Source organism: Bacteroides xylanisolvens (assembly GCF_018289135.1).
GTDB classification, from domain to species: Bacteria; Bacteroidota; Bacteroidia; order Bacteroidales; family Bacteroidaceae; genus Bacteroides; species Bacteroides xylanisolvens.
In genome coordinates, this window is the sequence record NZ_CP072216.1 from 3,896,708 (window position 1) to 3,919,775 (window position 23,068).

Consider the following 23,068-nt stretch of genomic DNA (forward strand, 5'->3'; position numbering starts at 1 on the left):
TAAATAATGGAAAAATTGATGCTGTATAAAAAATGTCAGATAATAGTACTCATTCCTATTTTTCTATTCCATGTTGTCACATCATCTGCTCAACAACGTGATAGCCATGTACGGGAGTATCTTTCTCCGATACGCATTGTTTGGCAACAGGAGAGTCAACTAATACAAGGAGCAGAATATTTACTCCGATCAGGGCATGGACAAGCAAATCTTGTGAATAATGAACTCTGTAAACTTTCGAGTACCGGGCAGCAACATCCTGCTATTCTTTTCGATTTCGGAAAGGAATTGCAAGGCGGCTTACAAATTGTCACCGGTATGCCAGCCTCACATGCTCCTGTTACTATTCGTGTTCGCTTAGGAGAGTCGGTAAGCGAAGCTATGTGTGACATAGACGAAGTGAATGGAGCGACAAACGATCATGCTATGCGTGATTTTGTTATTAGTGTACCTTGGCTTGGGGGCTTGGAAGTCGGGAATTCCGGTTTCCGGTTTGCCCGGATTGACCTTTTGGACGATTCTGCAGAATTGCACCTCAAAGAGATACGGGCTATTTCTATTTTTCAAGATATCCCTTACAAAGGTTCGTTCCGATGTAATGACGAACGCTTGAATCAGATATGGCAAACTGGAGCTTATACGGTGCATTTGAATATGCAAGATTATATCTGGGATGGGATAAAACGTGACCGCTTGGTTTGGATTAGAGACTTGCATCCCGAAGTGATGACAGTCAATACGGTTTTTGGGTATAATGAAGTGATCCCCAAAAGCCTCGACTTGATCCGTGACTCTACACCACTTCCCCAATGGATGACAATGTGTACGTATTCTCTTTGGTGGATATTGATTCAGAGAGACTGGTATCTTTATCAAGGCAACTTGGATTATTTGAAAGAACAAAAAGGCCATCTATGTGACTTGTTGCAACTTATAATGACGAGAATTGGAGAAGACGGACTTGAAAAATTCAATGATAATGAAGGTCGCTTTCTTGATTGGCCTTCATGTGAGAATCCACTTTATACAAAAAGTTTCCATTAGTAAACATAGAAAACACGTAATTTGCTATTATGATAATTATTAACAAAAGGAATCTGTTTTTCCTAATTTCCGTCTGGCTGTTGTCTACACTTCTGTCGGCGCAAAATGTCACCATATCCACTCCCCATACACAGTTGCTTCTCTCGGTACCAAACGGCGGTACACCGGAACAACTGTATTACGGCTCACGCACCTCCGATGCGGATATCCGAAGCATTTGTGAAACAGCACGCAGAAGAAATGCTTATCCCGTCTATGGAATGGGGTATCCATGCGAAACGGCATTGTCTGTCCGCCATGCCGACGGCAACCTGACACTTCAAATGGCAGTCATAGGCGTAAAAGAAACACGCCTTACAAAAGAAAATGCCACTTTGACGGTGATAGAACTGAAAGACAAAGTGTATCCTTTCTTCGTCAACATCTGCTACAAAGCATGGCAGGATGCAGATGTCATCGAGACATGGACTGAAATCCGTCACGAAGAGAAGAAGCCTGTCCAACTTCAGCAGTTTGCTTCTGCCTACTTGCCTGTCCGCCGCGGCAATGTCTGGCTGTCACATCTTTCCGGTGCCTGGGCAAACGAAGGACAACTCTGCCAGGAAGCGTTGCAACCGGGTATGAAAGTCATCAAAAACACGGACGGGGTACGCAACTCCCAATCGGCACATGCAGAAGTGATGTTCTCGCTCGACGGCAAACCGCAGGAGAACACGGGACGCGTCATCGGCGCAGCGCTTTGCTACAGCGGCAACTACAAACTGCGTATTGACACGCAAGAAGACGACTGGCACCATTTCCTCGCCGGCATCAACGAAGAAAACTCCTGGTACAACCTGAAAAAAGAAGAAGTGTTCCGCACCCCCGCATTGGCACTAACCTACAGCGATGAAGGGATGAGCGGATGCAGCCGGAAATTCCACCAATGGGCACGCCTGCATAAACTCGCCAACGGGAACACTCCCCGCAAAATTCTGCTGAACAGTTGGGAAGGCGTCTATTTCGACATCAACGAACAGGGCATGGACCAGATGATGGGTGATATCGCTGCCATGGGAGGCGAACTGTTTGTAATGGACGACGGTTGGTTCGGCGACAAATATCCGCGCAAAAACGACTCTTATGCCTTAGGCGACTGGACCGTAGACAAGACCAAACTCCCCGGCGGACTGCAATCATTACTTGACAACGCCCGGAAACACGGCATACGGTTCGGCATCTGGCTGGAACCGGAAATGGCTAATACCAAAAGCGAACTGTACGAAAAGCACCCCGAATGGATTATCAAGGCACCCGAACGGGAAGTGGTATGCGCCCGCGGCGGCACACAAGTCGTGCTCGACCTCTCCAACCCGCAAGTGCAGGATTTTATCGTACAGACGGTGGACGAACTGATGAATTCCTATCCCGACATTGATTATATCAAGTGGGACGCCAATATGTCCATCATCACCCAAGGTTCGCAATACCTGACCAAAGACAATCAAAGCCACCTGAACATCGAATACCACCGGGGTTTTGAGAACGTGTGCCGACGCATTCGCGCCAGCTATCCGCAACTGACGATACAAGCTTGCGCCAGCGGCGGCGGACGTGTCAACTACGGTGTACTGCCCTACTTCGACGAATTCTGGACAAGCGACAATACGGATGCACTTCAGCGTATCTACATCCAATGGGGCACTTCCTATTTCTTCCCCGCCATCGGCATGGGGGCGCATATCAGCGCAAGCCCCAACCATCAGACATCGCGTTCCGTTCCGTTGAAGTTCCGTATTGATGTAGCGATGAGCGGACGATTAGGTATGGAAATACAGCCCAAGAATATGACGGAAGAGGAAAAGGCATTGTGCAGAAACGCTATTGCCGAATACAAGACGATACGTCCCGTCGTACAGTTCGGAGATATTTACCGTTTACTTTCTCCGTATGACAAACAGGGCGCAGCTTCGCTGATGTATGTATCGCCAGAAAAGGACAAAGCCGTATTCTACTGGTGGAAAACGGAACATTTCTGCAACCGGCACTTGCCACGGGTGAAGATGGCAGGACTTGCTCCAGACAAATATTATAAGGTGCATGAGCTGAACCGCATCGACACTGAACCTTTGAAATTTGAAGGTAAAAGTTTCAGCGGTGCATATCTGAATGACAACGGACTGGAAATTCCCTCTACCCACAGAGTGGAACCTTCGAAACAAAACGAATATGCCAGCCGCGTGCTTTATCTGGAAGAAGTAACTCCCTCATTTTCCGACAACCGGATAGAACAACGCCCTCCGTTACGTGTTCTTTGCTTAGGCAACTCTATCACCCGCCACGAATATAAAGCGGACATCGAATGGTTCTCCGAATGGGGCATGGCAGCATCCAAAGAAGAAAACGACTATTGCCATCAATTGGAGAAGATGCTCTCGCAAAACCGTCCCGGCACAGTGGTTACCCCGCTGAACATCGCTTATTGGGAACGTAACCTGAATTGCAATATCGACTCGCTGATTGGCACTCATGTTACGGACAAGGATGTGATTGTTATCCGCTTGGGAGAAAACGTACAAGATAAGGAAGCATTCAAATCAGGTATCCTCCGATTGGTGGAATATTGCAAGCGGAAAGCAGACAAAGTAGTCATCACCGGTTGTTTCTGGAAGGATGAGGAAAAAGAACGTGCCATCATCAACGCTGCGCATATGCATGGACTCACTTTCATTCCGATTGACTGGATAGACCGCTTGTATGATTCACGTCCGAAAGTCGGAGACACTCTTTATGACATACACGGAAAGCCATATACTGTAACCAAGGATTTCATCATCGCACATCCCGACGACGAAGGCATGAAGAAGATAGCGGAAGCAATATATAGGGTTCTCTAATGCCCCCGGTGCTTCATTCTTCCATTATTTACAACTGTATAGTTTCCAATTAATGAGAAACTACAGTTGTATGAATAAAGAATTTCAGTTTAAACCCAAAATGGAGAGAACGCCTTGGCTTACCTCCAGAAGAGTCATGGAAAAACGTTCTGGAAAAACTCGCTCCTCTCCCCATGGAAAAAGGAGTATATGTGACTTATGAAGGAATACCTGAAATGTGGAAAAAATAGTCAGTTGCCCGTCATTGATAAACCTCACATCAATGGCGGGTTTCCTTTCAAAGAAACAGTATGCAGCGATAGCCGACAAGGAATTTGCAATAAAAAAGGAGAAAAGACTTACCAAGTCTTAGAATTCCTTTTACCAATATTCTTGAGGAGAAACAAAGATATGGAACTTTAGACAAATAAACTACACCATCAAAGAGTATAAAACACCAGTGCGACAAACAAATTTCTATTGTTTATCGCACTGATATTTAACTATTTAGCTTATCTGTGGATGTTAGTACTCCTCCTCATTGAAGAAGAAATCCTCCTTACTAGGATAATCCGGCCAAATATCTTCGATACTCTCATAGATTTCGCCCTCATCTTCCATCTCTTGGAGGTTCTCAATAACTTCAAGAGGAGCACCCGAACGCATGGCATAATCAATCAATTCATCCTTGGTTGCCGGCCAGGGAGCATCTTCAAGTTTTGATGCTAATTCCAATGTCCAATACATAATCTTGAGTATTTAAAATGAATACTAAATTTGTCTCGTTTTCTATTTTTCGGCAAAAGTATAATAAAATCTATCATTTCCAACTATTATCCCAAAATATTTCATTATTTTGTTCATCAAAATTAATTTTTCGGGATAATACAAACAAATAATCTGATAATCTGTTGACAAAAGCTAATACTTCGGGAGAAATTGTACAAGTTTCGGACAAAGCCAGAATGCGTCTTTCAGCTCTCCGGCAAATCGTGCGGCAAACATGGCAAACGGCTGCTCCACGACTTCCGCCGGGAATGATGAAAGCACAAAGTTCGGGTAATTGCTCGTCCAGCTTATCAATCTCCCGCTCGATACTTTCCACATGTTCGGGGGTAATGATACTGGCGGGTTTCAGTTGCATTTTCTCCTGGTCGGTGGCCAGGTGTGAACCGATGGCGAATAACTTATGTTGAATACTCAAGATAAAATCCCGGTCGGACTCCTCCTGCAGATAAGTGTGCAGCCATCCCAGGTGAGAATTTAATTCATCCACCGTTCCGTAAGCTTCCAGGCGGATATGAGTCTTTGGAACGCGACTTCCGCCGACAAGACTGGTAGTTCCTTTGTCTCCGGTCTTTGTATATACAAGGCTCTTTTTCATAACTTTCTTTTTTACTATTATAGATGGTAAACGTACAAAGGTTCTTAGAAGTTGATGATATACTGCTGTTTTATCTTCGTTTTATCAAAAAATAGCAAACCGACATCATACAGGTCGAAAGTTATTCCGACCCTTTCGTCAGCCTGCCACTTTTTCCAAAGCACTTTCATCTCTTTGGAATAGCAGATACCATGGACTACAAATACACTTTTAAGGGTAGTACGGTGTACGCAAACCCGAAATACTTCTTCCAATAAGTCCGGATTTTGGTAATCGTTCAGATACAGAAAATCGACTGAAGTATCCGCATCCAGAAACAGTTCCGACAAATCGGAAGCAAAGAGATAAGAAGCCGATGGTTTAGCAGACTGTAAGTACAGGGCTGTCGAGGAAGGACGCCCAACCTCAATAATCGTATCAGGCTGCACTCTATTTACCAACCGGAACAAAAAACGGTTTACCTTTTGAGAACCTTTGGTCCACCCACACTCTCTTACCATCTTTTTTTGTTCTTCTTTCAAGGAAGAATAAGCATAGTAAGGCATCTTCTCATAAATTACATCGGTAATGAGACTGAAAGCAAATGGGGAATGGACACCATATCCGCAACGATGACGGAAGCGGGAAAGCCAGATAAAAGGTCTTTTTATACAGAGTAGAAGATTCATAAAACAATCATTCGTATTTTTATTCTCCCGACAAAGATATATTTTTTTATTGAAAAAGGGTTGGTTCTTTGCAGGAACCAACCCTTATTCATTTATTCCAAGTTACTACTGCAGTCTGAATGACACAGGCACAGTATATTTCACTCGAACTTTCTTACCATTTTGCACTCCGGGAGTCCATTTCGGCATAGAACTTATCACGCGGATAGCTTCTTTATCCAAATAAGGATCAACCCCTCGCACCACTTCAGGATTAGAAATCGTTCCGTCTCTATCTACTACAAACTGAACAATGACTTTTCCTTGTGAACCAGTTTCTTGCGAAATCGTCGGATATTTGATATTGCTACCTAAATATTTCATTAAAGCAGCTGTACCTCCAGGAAACTCCGGCATGACTTCAACACTTACGTGAATAATGTCTTCAACTACCGTTTCTGTTTCTACCACTGGTGGTATCCAAATAACGTCATGAACTGCATTCATATCCTCTGACACTGTAGAAACGTTATCCGTCACCTCCATATTGTTTTCCACTATTTCGAACAATTCTGTTACCTTAGTTTCGGGAGGAGGAGGCGGTTCCAGTTTCTCTTCAAGGAATGTGATCGGAACTAGCTCTGTTACAAAGATGGATTCATCATCTGGTGATAGTGCTGCAACTCTGACATCATGTTGTGTCCATTCGAACGAAACGAACATGAAGGCTAGCGCAACAACCAAACCCATCAACAACCAAGAACCCCGTTGATTCTCAATTGCAGCCTTTTTTGATTTCTTGGCTTCCATAAAAAATGTGTTTAAGTAATTAATAATAGAAAATATATAGTATATATACTACTTTTCGTTTTTCCTCTTAAGCATTACTTAAAGTGCTCTCTCGCTGCAATAAATATAGTCTTTTTATGGATAGGTTGTTACGACGCCCCTTGTTTATTTTATTCTTTTCTCTTCTTTTCGATAAAATTTATGAATTAATCCTCATATCAGGCGACCTGCCCATTCCTGTCAACAATAGTCCTTGAATATATGTCTTTCAAAGCACACTAGAATAAATCTTTGCTAATCACCCAATCTTTCATCTTTCACCACTTATCACATTCAAAGGAACAGCTATTTCTTTCCTGAACTATTAATAGATAAGTTCATATAAACTTCCTTTTCACTAATAGATAGTCGCCCCTTAGAATGTGCTTTTACGCCTAATAATCAACATATTAATATATAAATTGCTTTGATATATCTGCAAGTTTTTGTATCTTTATGGTTGAAAACTTGCAGATTATTATGATAAACAAGACCACCCCTCAGCCCTCCTTGTTCAGCTCTTTGACAGACCAGCTGAATCCCAGGCATCCCTTATACCTGCTTGCCAATAAGATAGACTGGCGCCGTTTTGAAGAAGCTTTCTCCCCGCTATACTGTGCCGTCAACGGTCGTCCGGCCAAACCCATCCGCCTGATGTGCGGACTTCTGATTCTTAAGCACGTGCGTAACCTGTCCGATGAATCGGTTGTTGAACAATGGAGCGAGAATGCTTATTACCAGTACTTTTGCGGTATGTTGGAATTCACGCCTTCCTATCCCTGCAATGCAAGCGAACTGGTACACTTCCGTAAGCGTGTCGGAGAAAATGGCATGGAACTGATTCTGTCAGAAAGTATCCGCGTCAATCAGGAGGACGACGGCCCGGACCATCACTGCACGGCCTTCATCGATTCCACGGTACAGGAAAAGAACGTGACTTATCCCACGGATGCGAAGTTGCATAAAAAGATAGTCCGCAAAGTGTTGTCTGTCGTAAAATCCTTAGGGCTTCCTTTGCGCCAGAGCTATACCTTTGTCCTCAAGAAGATCTACCGTGACCAGCGTTTCCGTAACCACCCCAAGAACCGTGGCAAGGCCCTGAAAGCGGACAAGCGGCTGCGCACCATTGCGGGAAGGCTTGTCAGGGAACTGAGGCGCAACCTGAAAGAAAACCACGGCTACGACTCCCTGCTCGACCTCTTTGAGCGGGTGCTTTCACAGAAGCGCAATTCTCCCGGGAAAATCTATTCCCTGCATGAACCGGAGGTGCAGTGTATCAGCAAGGGGAAAGAACATAAGAAATACGAGTTCGGCAACAAGGTTTCAATCGTCCGCTCAATTACCGGTGTCATACTGGGTGCCAAGTCTTTCCGGAATGAATATGACGGGCATACCATTGAAGAATCCCTCAGGCAGGTGGAACGCATTACCGGAAAGAAGATCAGGAAGTTGGCCGGGGACAGGGGGTACAGAGGAAAGAAAGAGGTGGGCGGCACCGGGATACTGATACCCGATGTTCCAAACAGGAAAGACAGTTATTACACACGCAAGAAGAAACATAAGCTATTCTGCAAGCGTGCAGGAATAGAGCCGACTATCGGGCATTTGAAATCAGACTTTCGTTTAGGACGCAACTTTTATAAAGGTGTGTTCGGGGATGTTGTCAATCTGCTCTTAGCCGCAGCAGCGTACAACTTCAAAAGAGCCATGAGGGTTCTTTGGCTACTTGTTGAAAAAATCTGCGGGACACTGTTTTCTTGCAATATCCCGCAGATGAGTACTTTTTAAGGGACGACTAGATAACTTATTCTTCACCTGATTCAAACTATAAATGCAAGTTCTGTTTTTATAAATGAAACTTTCGTTTATAAAAACAGAACTTGCATTTATATAATCAAAGCTTTCATTTATAGATTACAAACAGCCAAAAGGAACTTCTCTATTAGACGAAAGAAACTTTGCATAAGAAAGAAAGGAAGTTTTCTATTAATAGCCAATGCAAGAGATAGTACATAAGAAGATTCCAATAAAGAGAAGATTATATATTTGGAAAAACAATCAACGGTATACAGTTAACCAGATATAACGGCATATTTCAGCAATAAACGGGATGCCGAACTGTCGCTAAATAGGTTCGCACTCATCAATATGGATGAATTTGACCAGAACCGAGTGAGCCAGCAGTCATTTCTGAAACATATTCTTCAAAAATCGGTTGTCAACGTCCGGCGTCCGCATAGCACCGCTACTCAAGAGATGCGCCGATACAGAGGATAAATTTGCAATAAAATGAGATACGGTGAAAGATGGCAGATCAGTGACAGATCATTTTACATCTATCACCAACGTACAACTACCATAGACAGGGAGTTTCAGCAGAAGGTGAAAGATTGAAAGATAAAAGCATGAAAAAGCTTTAGTGGAGGGAATATAGATATAAGACGAAACATCGTCTAACAAATTTTCGTTCTACTTAAATTGAAAAATAGACTCATTTAAATGGAGCCTGCATTCAACTTTAATAGAACGAAAATGGTCATGTAGATTAAATAAATTATTTATGAAAGAACCGAAAATAAGTATAGCGTCATAACAGATTATCTTTTACGATTCTCCGTTTGACAGGTTTAGATTAAACGAATAGTACTTATTTTGCTTTTTTCTTTTTCTTCGCGTTATCCTTCTTACGCATATCCTGGTATTTCTTATATTGTTCATCGGTCAGAATGCTTTTTATTTTAGCATCTATTTCCTGCCTTTTCTTTTGCATTTCTTCCCGCGTAGGCCTTTCATTCGATTTATTTTTCGCAGGTCTCATTTCTTTCATTGCAGCTTTGAAATCTTTGGCCTGCTTTTCATTCAAGCCCAGATCGGCAACAATCTGTTCCATACGTTTCTCTCTATCAGCCTTTCCATTCTGACGATTTTGAGCCATACATACAGTTGAGCCAATCAATAACGCAACTGCCAAACTTAAAATTTGCTTTCTCATCATTTTAATTCTCATATTAAATAAGTTATGTATGTTAGACCTCACAAATGGGTGAAAGTTAATTCGATAATGAGGCTAAAACTGTTTTTTCACATTATTTATCAAAGGGCAGCTAGTATCACATCGAAAAACGAATAAACGTTTTCTTATCCGGTAAAAAAACAGCAGCATCCAGTTTATCGGTTTAAAAATATTATTTCTATATTTGCAGGAAACAGATCAAAAGCTTGACATACCCTTATGCAAACCTATTACAAAACCGATTAATAATTAAAACGATGAGAACACTTTTCTTTATTCTGCCATTTATCTTTATCACTACAGGATGTATTAAACAGAATACAGAAAAAAGTGATATTTTGACAACAGAGGATATAGCCAAATTTGACAGTTTATTTAATGCCTGGGAAAAAGAAATACACAACAATCCCAAAGCACAATTAAGTTCAAGTACCCGTGCTTACACCATTTTACCCCAATTCAAAGAGCTAAAAGCTATGGGTAAGAAAATTATCCCATGTATCATAGAACAGTTTGAAAAGGACAATAACACTTTTTTTGCTTTACCTCTTTATGACGAATTACAAGATAATGACAGCCTAAAATCTCACAGAGAAACAAGCGAACAAGATAAAGTGAGCGAGATTGTACAGAAATTCAGAGAACAGGAAAAAAGAAAGATGTGGGAAGAAGCTAATAGCTACAAGACGTCTATAACCGACACTACTTTCCTGAAGACAAGAGGGACGATGTCGTATGCTGCAATAGATTTATTCACGGGACGAGGTTTCAATAAAGATTACGCATTTAATCAGGTTGTCTATTTGAAAGCCTTACAAAGAGCCCAGAAACATCTGTCTGTCGTAAATGGTCAGTTGGCATGCGACTTAAAGTCAGGTACAGAAATATATATTTCCGAAGATTTATACCTATTTATCACCGACCTTTTTAAGGATTGGAATACGTGGCTGGAATCGGGAAAATATGAGATAATAAAAGACGAACAAGGGCTTTATACAGTGTTACCTAAGAAAACCAACCAGTCATCGCAAACGAACTCCGTCACATTGCGACCTATTCCCCGTGACATTCCGACTGGAGAGAACATAAGTCCCGCTTCGCTTTCTATAGAAACAGAACACGATCATTATCCGCTATCAACTACAGAAGTAAAAATAACCATCACCAACCACTCTCACTATGAATATGAGTGCGGAGAAAAATACAGCCTTGCTTACTATAACAAAAGTAAACGGCAATGGGAAACATTGCCGACCGATCCTGTCGTTAATGATATACTGTGGATTTTCCCACCGGAGCACCCGAGTCACCAACAAACAATTAAACTCTATACATCAGAATCCCCCAACCATCCAGGGAAATACCGTATCTACAAATCATTCAACAGAGGCACCAAAGTGGCTTATGGAGAATTTGAATTACTACCTTAATGTGAATTTCCAACAACAAGCACACTCCGGATCAGTAACATTCGGATAACAGCTAATCATTTCAGTAACGATTCTTTCGTCGATGACGCGTGCAAATCCATCATACCCGAATTTCGGGGCTCAGTCTGAAAACTTGGGGGATTAATTTTTGTCAATTCCCTTCATGCATATACCTTTGCTAGCCTAAAAAGGAAGAAGCTCATATCCACTACTCCTCTAAATGATGCCCTAAATGCTTTGATTTTAGCATTAAATGCTTCCGCTGCTGCATTTGTACTCCTGTTCACAAAGAAGTTCAAAATCCTTTCATAATGGTTCTCAATAGAGTTTGCCACTGTTGTGAATGTATCGTATCCATATTCTTCAATCTTATTATACCATAGTGCCAGCTTTGCTCTTGCTACATCCTTGTCATAGTTTGTGGAAAAGATCTTTCCCAACTCCAATGAGTAGTAATATACGTGCTTAATATCTTCAAACTGCTTGAAAAGTAATTCTGCCCTGATTTTCTGGCTCTTGGTCCATTTATCAGGTGATTTAAATAATAAATATCTGCTTCTGGCTAATAATTGCCTGAGTGTATCTCCGTTTTCGAGTTCTTCTGCTTTATGTACTTCCCCCTTCTCTTTTGCCGCCTTTATGGCTTTATTCTCCTCTTTTATCACTTGCCATCTATATGTAATACGCAACTCTTGTACCGCTTCGTATACAAGTTTTTGTACATGAAACCTATCAATCACCTGCATGGCACGTGGAAAGCACGTTTTCGCAATCTTTTGCATGCTCCCGGCCATATCCAGTGTAATTTCTTTGACTTGATTACGCAGCTCCTGTGGCATCTTTGTAAGTACCGCAATGATATCATCGGCTTTAGTGCCCTGAATTACAGCTATAATAGAACCTTTCCTACCTCGCTTATCTCTATTTATTAAGATGGTATAAAGATCTCCCTTGCTCAAAGCCGTTTCGTCAATACATAGGCGATAACCCATATTCTTTGGATAAAGGATATACTCTTGGGCATGTGCTCTCTGATCCCAATTCTGGAAGTCACTCAGGTGATCTTTATATTGGCTTTGAAGCTGTTTGCCATCCATACAGTAATGCTCTGCTACACTTTGGCAGCTAACGGCGTGATTATCTAAGTAATTCTTTTAAAAAAGCACCGAACTCAGCGGTTATGCGAGTACCGGTGGCTACCAAACTCCAGTCACGACTATATGTCTGCCCAGTGGAGGGATCTTCCCAGCGACGACGCTTGATACGTAAATAAACGGCTTTACCACGGATAGGGAAGTCCTGAACTTCAATCTCAGGGAGGAAACCTTTTGAGTGAAGATGTAGATCTGAGTACTCAGAAGGAATAGTGGCTTTCTCCTCTAAATAAAGAATAAAGCAAGTATCCTGAGAAACATGATTGACTAGGGTAAAGTAATCAAGGATTCCTGAAGGCAAGAACAAGCTTAAAGAAGCAACAGGATCAATCGTTTGGGAAGAGGATGTTTTCATGATGCAAAAATAAGAATTTTAACGCAATCCCCCAAGGTTTCAGACTGAGCCCACTGTTTCCGTTATGATGGCTCAGTTGTAATTCTTGGGGGATTAAGTTTAGTCAATTCCCTTCATGCATATACCTTTGCTAGCCTAAAAAGGAAGAAGCTCATATCCACTACTCCTCTAAATGATGCCCTAAATGCTTTGATTTTAGCATTAAATGCTTCCGCTGCTGCATTTGTACTCCTGTTCACAAAGAAGTTCAGAATCCTTTCATAATGATTCTCAATAGAGTTTGCTACTGTTGTGAATGTATCGTATCCATATTCTTCAATCTTATTATACCATAGTGCCAGCTTTGCTCTTGCTACATCCTTGTCATAGTTTGTGGAAAAGATCTTTCCCAACTCCAATGAGTAGTAATATACGTGCTTAATATCTTCAAACTGCTTGAAAAGTAATTCTGCCCTGATTTTCTGACTCTTGGTCCATTTATCAGGTGATTTAAATAATAAATATCTGCTTCTGGCCAATAATTGCCTGAGTGTATCTCCGTTTTCGAGTTCTTCTGCTTTATATACTTCCCCCTTCTCTTTTGCCGCTTTCATAGCTTTATTCTCCTCTTTTATCACTTGCCATCTATATGTAATGCGCAACTCTTGTACAGCTTCGTATACAAGTTTTTGTACATGAAACCTATCAATCACCTGCATGGCACGTGGAAAGCACGTTTTGGCAATCTTTTGCATGCTCCCGGCCATATCCAGTGTAATTTCTTTGACCTGATTACGCAGCTCCTGTGGCATCTTTGTAAGTACCGCAATGATATCATCGGTTTTAGTGCCCTGAATTACAGCTATAATAGAACCTTTCCTACCTCGCTTATCTCTATTTATTAAGATGGTATAAAGATCTCCCTTACTTAAAGCCGTTTCGTCAATACATAGGTGATAACCCATATTCTTTGGATAAAGGATATACTCTTGGGCATGTGCTCTCTGATCCCAATTCTGGAAGTCACTCAGGTGGTCTTTATATTGGCTTTGAAGCTGTTTGCCATCCATACAGTAATGCTCAGCTACACTTTGGCAGCTAACGGCGTGATTATCTAAGTAATTCTTTTAAAAAAGCACCGAACTCAGCGGTTATGCGAGTACCGGTGGCTACCAAACTCCAGTCACGACTATATGTCTGCCCAGTGGATGGATCTTCCCAGCGACGACGCTTGATACGTAAATAAACGGCTTTACCACGGATAGGGAAGTCCTGAACTTCAATCTCAGGGAGGAAACCTTTTGAGTGAAGATGGAGATCAGAGTACTCAGCAGGAATAGTGGCTTTCTCCTCTAAATAAAGAATAAAGCAAGTATCCTGAGAAACATGATTGACTAGGGTAAAGTAATCAAGGATTCCTGAAGGCAAGAACAAGCTTAAAGAAGCAACAGGATCAATCGTTTGGGAAGAGGATGTTTTCATGATGCAAAAATAAGAATTTTAACGCAATCCCCCAAGGTTTCAGACTGAGGCGTTATGATCCGAAAAACATTGGATCCGAAAAATAAAAAAAGAGATAAATCTTCTGATTTACCTCTTTTTTCGCTCTTCCTCTTGGACTTGAACCAAGGACCCTCTGATTAACAGTCAGATGCTCTAACCGACTGAGCTAAGGAAGAATGTTTGCAATCAAGATTTTCAACTTTGCTCTTCCTCTTGGACTTGAACCAAGGACCCTCTGATTAACAGTCAGATGCTCTAACCGACTGAGCTAAGGAAGAATGTTTTTCTCAATTGCGATGCAAAAGTACTAGGTTTTTTTGAAATATGCAATATCTTTGCAAAAAAAATATTAGGAATGGACAAAATAATAGGATTGGGCAACGCCCTGGTAGACGTACTCGCAACCCTGAAGGATGATACTCTTTTGGATGAAATGGGTTTACCCAAAGGAAGCATGCAGCTCATCGATGACGCTAAGTTACAGCAGATTAACATAAAATTTTCACAGATGAAAACCCACTTGGCAACAGGCGGATCGGCAGGAAATGCCATCCTCGGACTGGCTTGTTTGGGTGCTGGAACAGGATTTATCGGAAAAGTGGGAAATGATAATTATGGAGAATTTTTTCGTGAAAATCTGCAGAAAAATAAGATTGAAGACAAATTATTGACCTCGGACCGACTACCTTCCGGTGTGGCATCCACTTTTATTTCACCGGATGGGGAGCGCACTTTCGGAACCTATCTGGGAGCAGCCGCTTCTTTGAGAGCGGAAGAACTGACGCTGGATATGTTTAAAGGTTACGCGTACCTATTTATAGAAGGCTACCTCGTTCAGGATCATGAAATGATTCTTCATGCCATTGAACTGGCTAAGGAAGCAGGTTTGCAGATTTGTCTGGATATGGCTAGTTATAATATTGTGGCCAATGATCTGGAGTTTTTCTCTTTATTAATAAACAAATATGTCGACATCGTTTTTGCAAACGAAGAAGAAGCGAAGGCCTTTACCGGCAAGGAGCCGGAGGAAGCTTTGGGAGTGATTGCCAAGAAATGCAGTATTGCTATTGTAAAAGTCGGAGCAAGCGGTTCTTATATCCGCAAAGGAACAGAGGAAATAAAGGTTTCGGCCATTCCGGTTCAGAAAGTGGTGGATACTACTGGTGCAGGTGACTATTTCGCTTCCGGATTCTTATATGGATTGACCTGTGGATACTCGTTGGATAAATGTGCAAAAATAGGTTCTATTCTCTCGGGAAATGTTATTCAGGTAATCGGAACAACGATGCCACAGGAACGCTGGGATGAAATTAAGTTAAATATTAACAGGATTCTGGCAGAATAACAAAGGATTAAGCTACTTTTACGACTCATTTAGATTAAAAAGAGGTATGAAAAAATTGCTGAACAGGCGAATAGCTATTGTTGCAGTAGCGGTGATAGCCACAGTTGCTTTCTTTAGTTTCAAGAGCGGAGACGACCGTAATTTCCAGATTGCAAAGAATCTGGATATATTTAACGCGATTGTGAAAGAACTGGATATGTTCTATGTAGATACCATCGATCCGAATAAAACGATTCGGGAAGGAATCGATAATATGCTTTACACCTTGGATCCTTATACGGAATATTATCCGGAAGAAGATCAGAGTGAGTTGGAACAGATGATTAAAGGATCATTCGGTGGTATAGGTTCTTACATTGCTTATAATACGAAACTAAAGCGTTCGATGATTTCTGAACCTTTCGAGGGAACACCTGCTGCCAAAGCCGGACTGAAAGCGGGAGATATCCTGATGGAGATTGACGGCCAAGACCTTGCCGGTAAGAATAATGCGGAAGTCAGCCAGATGTTGCGTGGGCAGGCAGGGACCAGCTTTAAGTTGAAGATTGAGCGTCCGAATGTGAAAGGCGGACGTACGCCGATGGAGTTCACAATTGTGCGTGAGTCTATTCAGAATCCGGCAATACCTTATACTGCCGTATTGGATAACAATATAGGTTACATCGGCCTTAGTACTTTTTCCGGCAATCCTTCCAAAGAATTTAAGAAAGCGTTTTTGGATTTGAAGAAACAGGGAGCCACTTCATTGGTGATAGACCTTCGTAGTAATGGCGGTGGATTGTTGGATGAAGCAGTAGAAATTGCGAATTATTTCTTGCCGCGTGGAAAAGTGATTGTGACGACCAAAGGAAAAATCAAACAGGCCAGTAACATTTATAAAACGTTGCGTGAACCGTTGGATTTGGATATTCCGATTGCCGTACTGGTAAATAGCGGAACGGCTTCTGCTTCTGAAATCTTATCAGGTTCTTTGCAGGATCTCGACCGTGCTGTGATCGTTGGTAACCGTACTTTTGGAAAAGGACTGGTACAGGTTCCCCGTTCTTTACCTTATGGCGGAACGATGAAAGTGACTACCTCCAAATATTATATCCCGAGTGGCCGTTGCGTGCAGGCTATTGATTACAAGCATCGTAATGAAGACGGAAGTGTCGGCACTATTCCCGACAGTTTAACTAAGGTATTCTATACAGCTGCCGGACGTGAAGTCCGTGACGGAGGTGGTGTAATGCCGGATATTACGATCAAACAAGAGAAATTACCGAATATCCTTTTCTATTTGGTACGTGATAATCTGATCTTCGATTATGCAACGCAGTATTGTTTGAAACATCCCACTATCGTTGCTCCGGAGAAGTTTGAGGTGACAGATGCTGATTATAACGATTTTAAAGCATTGGTGAAGAAAGCCGACTTCAAGTATGACCAACAGAGTGAGAAAATTCTGAAAACGTTGAAAGAAGCTGCCGAGTTTGAAGGATATATGGATGACGCTTCAGAGGAATTCAAAGCGCTAGAGAAGAAGTTGAACCATAATCTCGACCGTGACTTGGATTATTTCTCTACCGACATAAAGAAAATGATTGCTACTGAAATTATCAAACGTTACTATTATCAACGTGGTAATATCATCCAGCAGTTGAAGGATGATGACGGTTTGAAGGAAGCGATGAAAATACTGAATGATCCGGTGAAATACAAAGAAATGCTTAGTGCCCCGGTTGCTAAGAAATAAAGAAATATTTTTCAAATATAGATAATACAGAAAACGCGGCTTTGTCATCGACAGGCCGCGTTTTCTGTATCTAATTGTAAATAGTCATATAAGTGTCATCCTCGGATACAGGTATTTGTAACCTCGACTGACACATTTATTGGCGAATCAAAGGGAGAGTGAAATAGAACCTGCTTCCCTGCCCCTCCTGGGAGCGCAGCCAGATACGTCCTCCCATTTTTTCTACTAACATTCTGCAAAGAGTCAGCCCCAATCCGGTTCCCTGAACAAAATCGTTGACCTTTCCAAAGCGGCGGAAAATAGTGGCAACTCTTTCTGCCGGAATACCGATGCCGCTATCTTTCACGTAGAACTCTACAAAATCCTCTTTTTCCCGATACCCGAAATGGATTTCTCCTTTGGGGGTAAACTTCGTGGCGTTACTAAGCAAGTTACTTATAATTTGTATAATACGATTCCAGTCACCGGAGGCATACATGTCCGCATCTACATCATCTAAAATAAGTTTGACTCCGTTTTGCGTCTTATGGCAAAATTGTTGCTCCAGTTGCAGACAGATATCTGTTAACTTGATCGGACAGATGTTGAATTTTAAAGAGTCGGCCTCCAGTGAGGCCAAATCCAGAATATCGTTGAATAGATTCAGTAACATTTCCGAATTCCGTTCGATGATTTCCGCATATTGATTCTTCTCTTCCGTAGATGTTGCGAAAGTGATTAGTTTGGAGAATCCGACAATCGCATTGAGCGGAGTGCGTATTTCATGGCTCATGTTTGCAAGAAAAGCAGACTTCAGCCGGTCCGACTCTTCTGCCTTGACTCTGGCGGCCTTCAGCTCTTTCTGTTGTTGCGCGTTCGTCTGTTCTGCCTCCCATTGTTGGGATATATCACGGCACATACACAACAGATATTCATTATCCAAAGGAAAGATGCGGTTTTCGTAGTGATGTAAAACACCGTCCAACATCAGGTCATGTCTGGCTGTGGAACTTTCTCCCGTGAGGATCACTTTATCCATATTCTTGCGGACACTCTCATAAGCTTCTTCCGGCAGAATATCTTTTACGTTAGTGGTGGTGATATTATTGGCATTGATACCTTCTACGTGGTTGGTTGCCGGCGAAGAAGCAAGCTCTATAATATTGGCATCATGGTCGAAGACGGTGAGCATATCGGGGAGGGCATCCAATATCCGGGTGCTGTATTTATCGCGAAAACGTTCTTGGGAAGGAGGCGAAAGATGAGAGGAAAGAAAATTTATCTTCTCTTCTAATTGTTCGATTATTTCTAAAAGTTCCTCCTTCGTTTTGCCCTCGTAATGTCTCATAGAAGATTTATTGTTATTCATTAGAATATTGTAGAATTTGTTTTATCTGTTGCAAATATAAGACAATATTCCGAGACGCGGATTGCCTCCCAAGTTATTATAATATAAAAAAAACGGATAGCTTTTGCCCTACTAATCAGAATGTTCTATCTTTGCATCCATTATATATAAATGATTTACAATATGTCTACAGAATTATTCTCTACTCTGCCCTATAAGGTGGCAGATATTACGCTTGCTGATTTCGGACGCAAGGAAATCGATTTGGCAGAAAAAGAAATGCCCGGCCTGATGGCTCTTCGCGAAAAGTATGGAGAATCCAAACCGTTAAAAGGTGCCCGCATTATGGGATCGTTGCACATGACCATTCAGACGGCTGTGCTGATTGAAACGTTAGTGGCTTTAGGAGCTGAAGTACGTTGGTGCTCTTGTAATATATATTCAACGCAGGATCATGCGGCGGCTGCAATTGCTGCTACGGGTGTGCCTGTGTTTGCATGGAAGGGGGAGACTCTTGCTGATTATTGGTGGTGTACATTGCAAGCATTGAGCTTTGCAGGTGGTAAAGGACCGAATGTGATTGTAGATGATGGCGGTGACGCTACGATGATGATTCACGTAGGTTATGATGCAGAGAATAATGCTGCCGTATTGGATAAAGAAGTACATGCAGAGGACGAAATAGAACTGAATGCAATCTTGAAGAAAGTGTTGGCGGAAGACAGTACTCGCTGGCATCGTGTAGCGGAAGAAATGCGTGGCGTGTCTGAAGAAACTACGACAGGCGTACACCGTTTGTATCAGATGCAGGAAGAAGGCAAACTGTTGTTCCCGGCATTCAATGTGAATGATTCGGTCACAAAATCTAAGTTTGACAACCTGTATGGCTGCCGCGAATCGCTGGCTGACGGTATCAAGCGTGCAACGGATGTGATGATTGCCGGAAAAGTGGTGGTAGTATGTGGTTATGGTGATGTGGGTAAAGGCTGTTCTCATTCTATGCGTTCTTACGGAGCGCGGGTACTCGTGACGGAAGTAGATCCGATCTGTGCATTGCAGGCTGCCATGGAAGGCTTTGAAGTGGTGACTATGGAAGAAGCTTGCATGGAAGGCAATATTTTTGTGACTACTACAGGTAATATCGATATTATCCGTATCGACCACATGGAGAAAATGAAAGATCAGTCTATCGTTTGCAACATCGGTCATTTCGATAATGAAATTCAGGTAGATGCCTTGAAACATTATCCGGGTATCAAATGTGTGAACATCAAACCACAAGTAGACCGTTATTATTTCCCGGATGGTCACAGCATCATTCTGCTTGCTGACGGTCGTTTGGTAAATCTGGGATGTGCAACCGGTCATCCGTCATTTGTGATGAGTAATTCATTTACTAATCAGACATTGGCGCAGATAGAACTGTTCAACAAGAAATATGATATCAATGTATATCGCTTGCCGAAGCATCTGGACGAAGAAGTTGCCCGCCTGCATCTTGAAAAGATCGGCGTGAAACTGACTAAGTTGACTCCTGAACAGGCTGCCTATATTGGTGTGTCAGTGGACGGACCTTATAAAGCAGATCATTATAGATACTAATTAGATTTACGATTTGACGATTTACTATTTACGATTGATAAATGTGGGAGATCGGTATTCTACCGTTATCAATTGTAAATATTGGATTGTCAGATCGTAATTTATTTTATATTCAAACTTCAATCGTAAATAGTAAATCGTGTCATTGTAAATGAAAAAGTTTCTTCCCGACTTAATAGCTATTCTGGCTTTTATCATTCTTTCTTTCGCCTATTTTTTCCCGGCTGATATTGAAGGTCGTATCTTGTTTCAGCATGACACGGCTGCCGGAGTCGGCGCGGGACAAGAATCGAAAGAGTATCTCGAACGTACCGGAGAACGTACGCGCTGGACGAATTCGATTTTTGGAGGTATGCCTACCTATCAGATGTCTCCGAGTTACGACTCGACAACGTCCCTGAAAGGGGTGGAGAAGGTTTATCGCCTCTTTCTCCCGGATTATGTAGTGCTGACTTTTATTATGATGCTCGGATTCTATATCCTTTTGCGGGCCTTCGGAATATCAGCCTGGCTGGCAGGATTGGGCGGAGTGATATGGGCATTTTCTTCCTATTTCTTCATTCTGATACCGGCAGGGCACATTTGGAAGTTTGTGACGTTGGCTTATATTCCACCTACGATTGCGGGTGTCGTTCTGGCTTACCGGAAGAAATACTTGTTGGGTGGAATTATTACAGCACTGTTCATCGCCCTTCAGATTCAGTCGAATCACATTCAGATGAGCTATTATTTCATGTTTGTGATCCTGTTCTTCGTGGGAGCGTACTTTGAAGATGCTTATAAAAAGAAAGAACTGCCCCATTTCTTCAAGGCCAGCGCAATTTTGGTATTGGCTGCCGTGGTAGGAGTTTGCATCAATATCTCCAATCTGTATCATACTTATGAATATAGTAAGGAGACGATGCGCGGCAAGAGCGAATTGAAGCAGGAGGGCGCTGCGGCCAGCCAGGCAAGTAGCGGGTTGGACCGTGACTACATAACCAACTGGAGTTATGGTATCGGCGAGACATTGACGTTGCTGGTTCCGAACGTAAAAGGAGGAGGATCAGGGTCTACGATGTCGCAAAGCGAAGTTGCTATGGCAAAGGCCAATCCAATGTATAGTGGTATTTATTCGCAGTTGCCGCAATATTTCGGTGAGCAACCGTGGACAGCCGGTCCTGTATATGTCGGGGCATTTGTGATGTTCCTGTTCGTATTGGGTTGTTTCATAGTGAAAGGTCCTCTGAAATGGGCATTGCTAGGAGCTACTATCTTCTCGATTCTGCTTTCATGGGGAAAGAATTTCATGGGATTGACGGACTTCTTTATCGATTACGTCCCGATGTACAATAAGTTCCGTGCTGTATCTTCCATTCTGGTGATTGCTGAATTTACCATTCCTTTGTTGGCGATTTTTGCTTTGAAAGAGATTTTGAGCAAACCGGATACGCTGAAGTTGAAAGAGAACCGTGGAGGGGTGATTGCCACTTTGGTACTGACTGCTGGTGTTGCGTTGATTTTAGCTGTTGCTCCGGGTGCTTTCTTCTCCGGTTTTATTACGACACAAGAGATGGCTGCTTTGAAACAAGCACTTCCAGCCGAACATTTGGCTCCGTTTGTGGCAAACCTGACTGAAATGCGTGAAGCTATTATTGCTTCGGACGCATGGCGTAGTTTCTTTATTATAATGATTGGTTGCCTGTTTTTATTCTTATATCAACAGCGGAAGTTGAAAGCTTCTTTCACATTGGCTGGTATTGCGCTTTTATGTTTGATAGATATGTGGAGCATTAATAAACGCTATTTGAATGACGAACAGTTTGTGCCGAAATCCAAACAGACAGAAGCGTTTGTTAAAACACAGACGGATGAGATGATCCTTCAGGATACTACTTTAAATTATCGTGTGTTGAACTTTATAGGCTTCCCCGGTAATACGTTTAATGAAAACAACACGGCATACTGGCATAAGAGTGTCGGTGGTTATCATGCAGCGAAGCTCCGTCGCTATCAGGAAATGATCGATCATCATATCATGCCCGAAATGCAGGAAACCTATCAGGCGGTGGCTACTGCCGGCGGACAGATGGACAGTGTAGACGCTTCCAAATTCCGTGTACTGAATATGCTGAATACAAAATACTTCATTTTCCCTGCCGGCGAGCAAGGGCAGGCTGTTCCTGTGGTAAATCCTTATGCATACGGCAATGCATGGTTCGTAGATAAGGTGCAGTATGTAAATAATGCAAATGAAGAAATCGACGCTTTGAATGATATTCTTCCAACGGAAACAGCCGTAGTGGATGTGAAGTTTAAAGAACAATTGAAAGGTGTGACAGAAGGATATAAAGATTCTCTATCTACCATCCAGTTGACTAGTTACGAGCCGAATCGTTTGGTCTACAAGGCTTCCACTCCTAAAGACGGAGTTGTTGTCTTCTCCGAAATATATTATCCGGGATGGCAGGCGACTATTGACGGTCAGCTCGTCGATATTGCCCGTGCAGATTATATCTTGCGTGCGATAAATGTACCGGCAGGGGAACATACCATCGAAATGTGGTTTGATCCACAAAGCATACAGGTTACAGAAAGTATTGCTTATGCGGCACTGACTTTGTTGTTGATCGGAGTTATGGTTCTTGCGTGGACGCAGCGGAACAAGATTGCGAAGAAGTCTTAAGCGAAATGTAATAGTCATTAACCTTCATAATGTATGGTAAGGTTATAAAATAAGGGCGGCACTCCTCCTCACAAAGAGCGCCGCCCTTATTTTACATTCACTAAAAAAATACGAAAAACAAACACTGTTCATAGAAACATATTAAGTGTGATGTTTTATGAGAGTAGTTGTTTATTGTTTGTTCATTGAAAAAGGAAAATAT

General features: G+C 42.2%; 18 protein-coding genes, 2 tRNA genes and 3 pseudogenes. 9 read left to right on the forward strand and 14 right to left on the reverse strand.

From position 1 onward, the window contains the following. Window positions 1–6 precede the first annotated feature (6 nt). Together INE92_RS16625 and INE92_RS16630 are read left to right on the forward strand one after the other, a co-directional pair. Window positions 7–1,017, forward strand: a pseudogene (locus tag INE92_RS16625) (alpha-L-rhamnosidase-related protein); the annotation flags it as partial. Between the two features lie 56 nt (window positions 1,018–1,073). After that, window positions 1,074–3,920 (forward strand): alpha-galactosidase, encoded by a 2,847-nt coding sequence (locus INE92_RS16630; RefSeq protein ID WP_008642671.1) that lies wholly within the window; start codon window positions 1,074–1,076, stop codon window positions 3,918–3,920. 222 nt (window positions 3,921–4,142) lie between these two features. Here INE92_RS16630 and INE92_RS26945 read toward each other — a convergent pair. From INE92_RS26945 to INE92_RS16650, 5 genes and pseudogenes are all read right to left on the reverse strand, one after another. Then, window positions 4,143–4,253, reverse strand: a pseudogene (locus tag INE92_RS26945) (IS982 family transposase); the annotation flags it as partial. A 171-nt stretch (window positions 4,254–4,424) separates the two neighbouring features. Next, window positions 4,425–4,646: a DUF2795 domain-containing protein gene (locus INE92_RS16635; protein ID WP_002558131.1), complete on the reverse strand. Its 222-nt coding sequence runs from the start codon at window positions 4,644–4,646 to the stop codon at window positions 4,425–4,427. A 73-nt stretch (window positions 4,647–4,719) separates the two neighbouring features. After that, window positions 4,720–5,283 (reverse strand): cob(I)yrinic acid a,c-diamide adenosyltransferase, encoded by a 564-nt coding sequence (locus tag INE92_RS16640; RefSeq protein WP_008642670.1) that lies wholly within the window; start codon window positions 5,281–5,283, stop codon window positions 4,720–4,722. 44 nt (window positions 5,284–5,327) lie between these two features. Continuing rightward, window positions 5,328–5,951, reverse strand: a complete 624-nt coding sequence (locus tag INE92_RS16645) for a hypothetical protein (RefSeq protein WP_015531739.1) — start codon at window positions 5,949–5,951, stop codon at window positions 5,328–5,330. 105 nt (window positions 5,952–6,056) lie between these two features. Continuing rightward, window positions 6,057–6,740, reverse strand: coding sequence for an energy transducer TonB (locus INE92_RS16650; protein WP_008642667.1), 684 nt, complete (start codon window positions 6,738–6,740; stop codon window positions 6,057–6,059). A 498-nt stretch (window positions 6,741–7,238) separates the two neighbouring features. Here INE92_RS16650 and INE92_RS16655 point away from each other — a divergent pair, with 498 nt between their 5' ends. Together INE92_RS16655 and INE92_RS27120 are read left to right on the forward strand one after the other, a co-directional pair. Next, entirely contained in the window at window positions 7,239–8,546 is a 1,308-nt protein-coding gene (locus INE92_RS16655; RefSeq protein WP_008771523.1) for an IS5 family transposase, read from the forward strand. A 360-nt stretch (window positions 8,547–8,906) separates the two neighbouring features. Next, window positions 8,907–9,035, forward strand: coding sequence for a hypothetical protein (locus tag INE92_RS27120; RefSeq protein ID WP_258754532.1), 129 nt, complete (start codon window positions 8,907–8,909; stop codon window positions 9,033–9,035). A 370-nt stretch (window positions 9,036–9,405) separates the two neighbouring features. Here INE92_RS27120 and INE92_RS16660 read toward each other — a convergent pair whose 3' ends face one another. After that, window positions 9,406–9,750: a hypothetical protein gene (locus tag INE92_RS16660; RefSeq protein WP_008015740.1), complete on the reverse strand. Its 345-nt coding sequence runs from the start codon at window positions 9,748–9,750 to the stop codon at window positions 9,406–9,408. Between the two features lie 278 nt (window positions 9,751–10,028). On the opposite strand from INE92_RS16660, the gene INE92_RS16665 reads away from it, so the two are divergent. Beyond that, window positions 10,029–11,201, forward strand: a complete 1,173-nt coding sequence (locus INE92_RS16665) for an immunoglobulin-like domain-containing protein (protein WP_008642664.1) — start codon at window positions 10,029–10,031, stop codon at window positions 11,199–11,201. On the opposite strand, the pseudogene INE92_RS26950 reads toward INE92_RS16665, so the two are convergent. The 7 genes and pseudogenes from INE92_RS26950 to INE92_RS16695 all read right to left on the reverse strand — a co-directional run. Next, window positions 11,193–11,294, reverse strand: a pseudogene (locus INE92_RS26950) (DUF6125 family protein); the annotation flags it as partial. The gene INE92_RS16665 and the pseudogene INE92_RS26950 sit on opposite strands and share 9 nt — an antisense overlap. Before the next feature lie 68 nt (window positions 11,295–11,362). After that, window positions 11,363–12,298, reverse strand: coding sequence for an ISAon1 family transposase (locus INE92_RS16670; protein WP_118301185.1), 936 nt, complete (start codon window positions 12,296–12,298; stop codon window positions 11,363–11,365). Window positions 12,299–12,338: 40 nt separating this feature from the next. Continuing rightward, window positions 12,339–12,710 (reverse strand): ISAon1 family transposase N-terminal region protein, encoded by a 372-nt coding sequence (locus INE92_RS16675; RefSeq protein ID WP_007483771.1) that lies wholly within the window; start codon window positions 12,708–12,710, stop codon window positions 12,339–12,341. 113 nt (window positions 12,711–12,823) lie between these two features. Continuing rightward, on the reverse strand, window positions 12,824–13,759 hold the full coding sequence (locus INE92_RS16680) for an ISAon1 family transposase (RefSeq protein WP_008025715.1): 936 nt from the start codon (window positions 13,757–13,759) through the stop codon (window positions 12,824–12,826). 40 nt (window positions 13,760–13,799) lie between these two features. Beyond that, on the reverse strand, window positions 13,800–14,171 hold the full coding sequence (locus INE92_RS16685) for an ISAon1 family transposase N-terminal region protein (protein ID WP_008640050.1): 372 nt from the start codon (window positions 14,169–14,171) through the stop codon (window positions 13,800–13,802). A 123-nt stretch (window positions 14,172–14,294) separates the two neighbouring features. Further along, a tRNA-Asn gene (locus tag INE92_RS16690) sits at window positions 14,295–14,368 on the reverse strand. Window positions 14,369–14,396: 28 nt separating this feature from the next. Next, a tRNA-Asn gene (locus INE92_RS16695) sits at window positions 14,397–14,470 on the reverse strand. A 77-nt stretch (window positions 14,471–14,547) separates the two neighbouring features. Here INE92_RS16695 and INE92_RS16700 point away from each other — a divergent pair. Both INE92_RS16700 and INE92_RS16705 read left to right on the forward strand, forming a co-directional pair. Further along, window positions 14,548–15,537, forward strand: coding sequence for an adenosine kinase (locus INE92_RS16700; RefSeq protein ID WP_195436222.1), 990 nt, complete (start codon window positions 14,548–14,550; stop codon window positions 15,535–15,537). 46 nt (window positions 15,538–15,583) lie between these two features. Continuing rightward, window positions 15,584–17,272, forward strand: coding sequence for a S41 family peptidase (locus tag INE92_RS16705; protein WP_195436223.1), 1,689 nt, complete (start codon window positions 15,584–15,586; stop codon window positions 17,270–17,272). Window positions 17,273–17,408: 136 nt separating this feature from the next. Here the strand turns inward: INE92_RS16705 and INE92_RS16710 are convergent, their stop codons facing one another. Then, a complete protein-coding gene (locus INE92_RS16710; protein ID WP_195436224.1) occupies window positions 17,409–18,599 on the reverse strand; it encodes a sensor histidine kinase in 1,191 nt (396 codons plus the stop codon). A gap of 183 nt (window positions 18,600–18,782) precedes the next feature. Here INE92_RS16710 and ahcY point away from each other — a divergent pair, with 183 nt between their 5' ends. Together ahcY and INE92_RS16720 are read left to right on the forward strand one after the other, a co-directional pair. Next, a complete protein-coding gene (ahcY, locus tag INE92_RS16715; protein WP_008642653.1) occupies window positions 18,783–20,201 on the forward strand; it encodes an adenosylhomocysteinase in 1,419 nt (472 codons plus the stop codon). 151 nt (window positions 20,202–20,352) lie between these two features. Next, complete coding sequence (locus INE92_RS16720; protein WP_195436225.1) at window positions 20,353–22,866, forward strand: YfhO family protein; 2,514 nt, start codon at window positions 20,353–20,355, stop codon at window positions 22,864–22,866. Window positions 22,867–23,068: the final 202 nt, after the last annotated feature.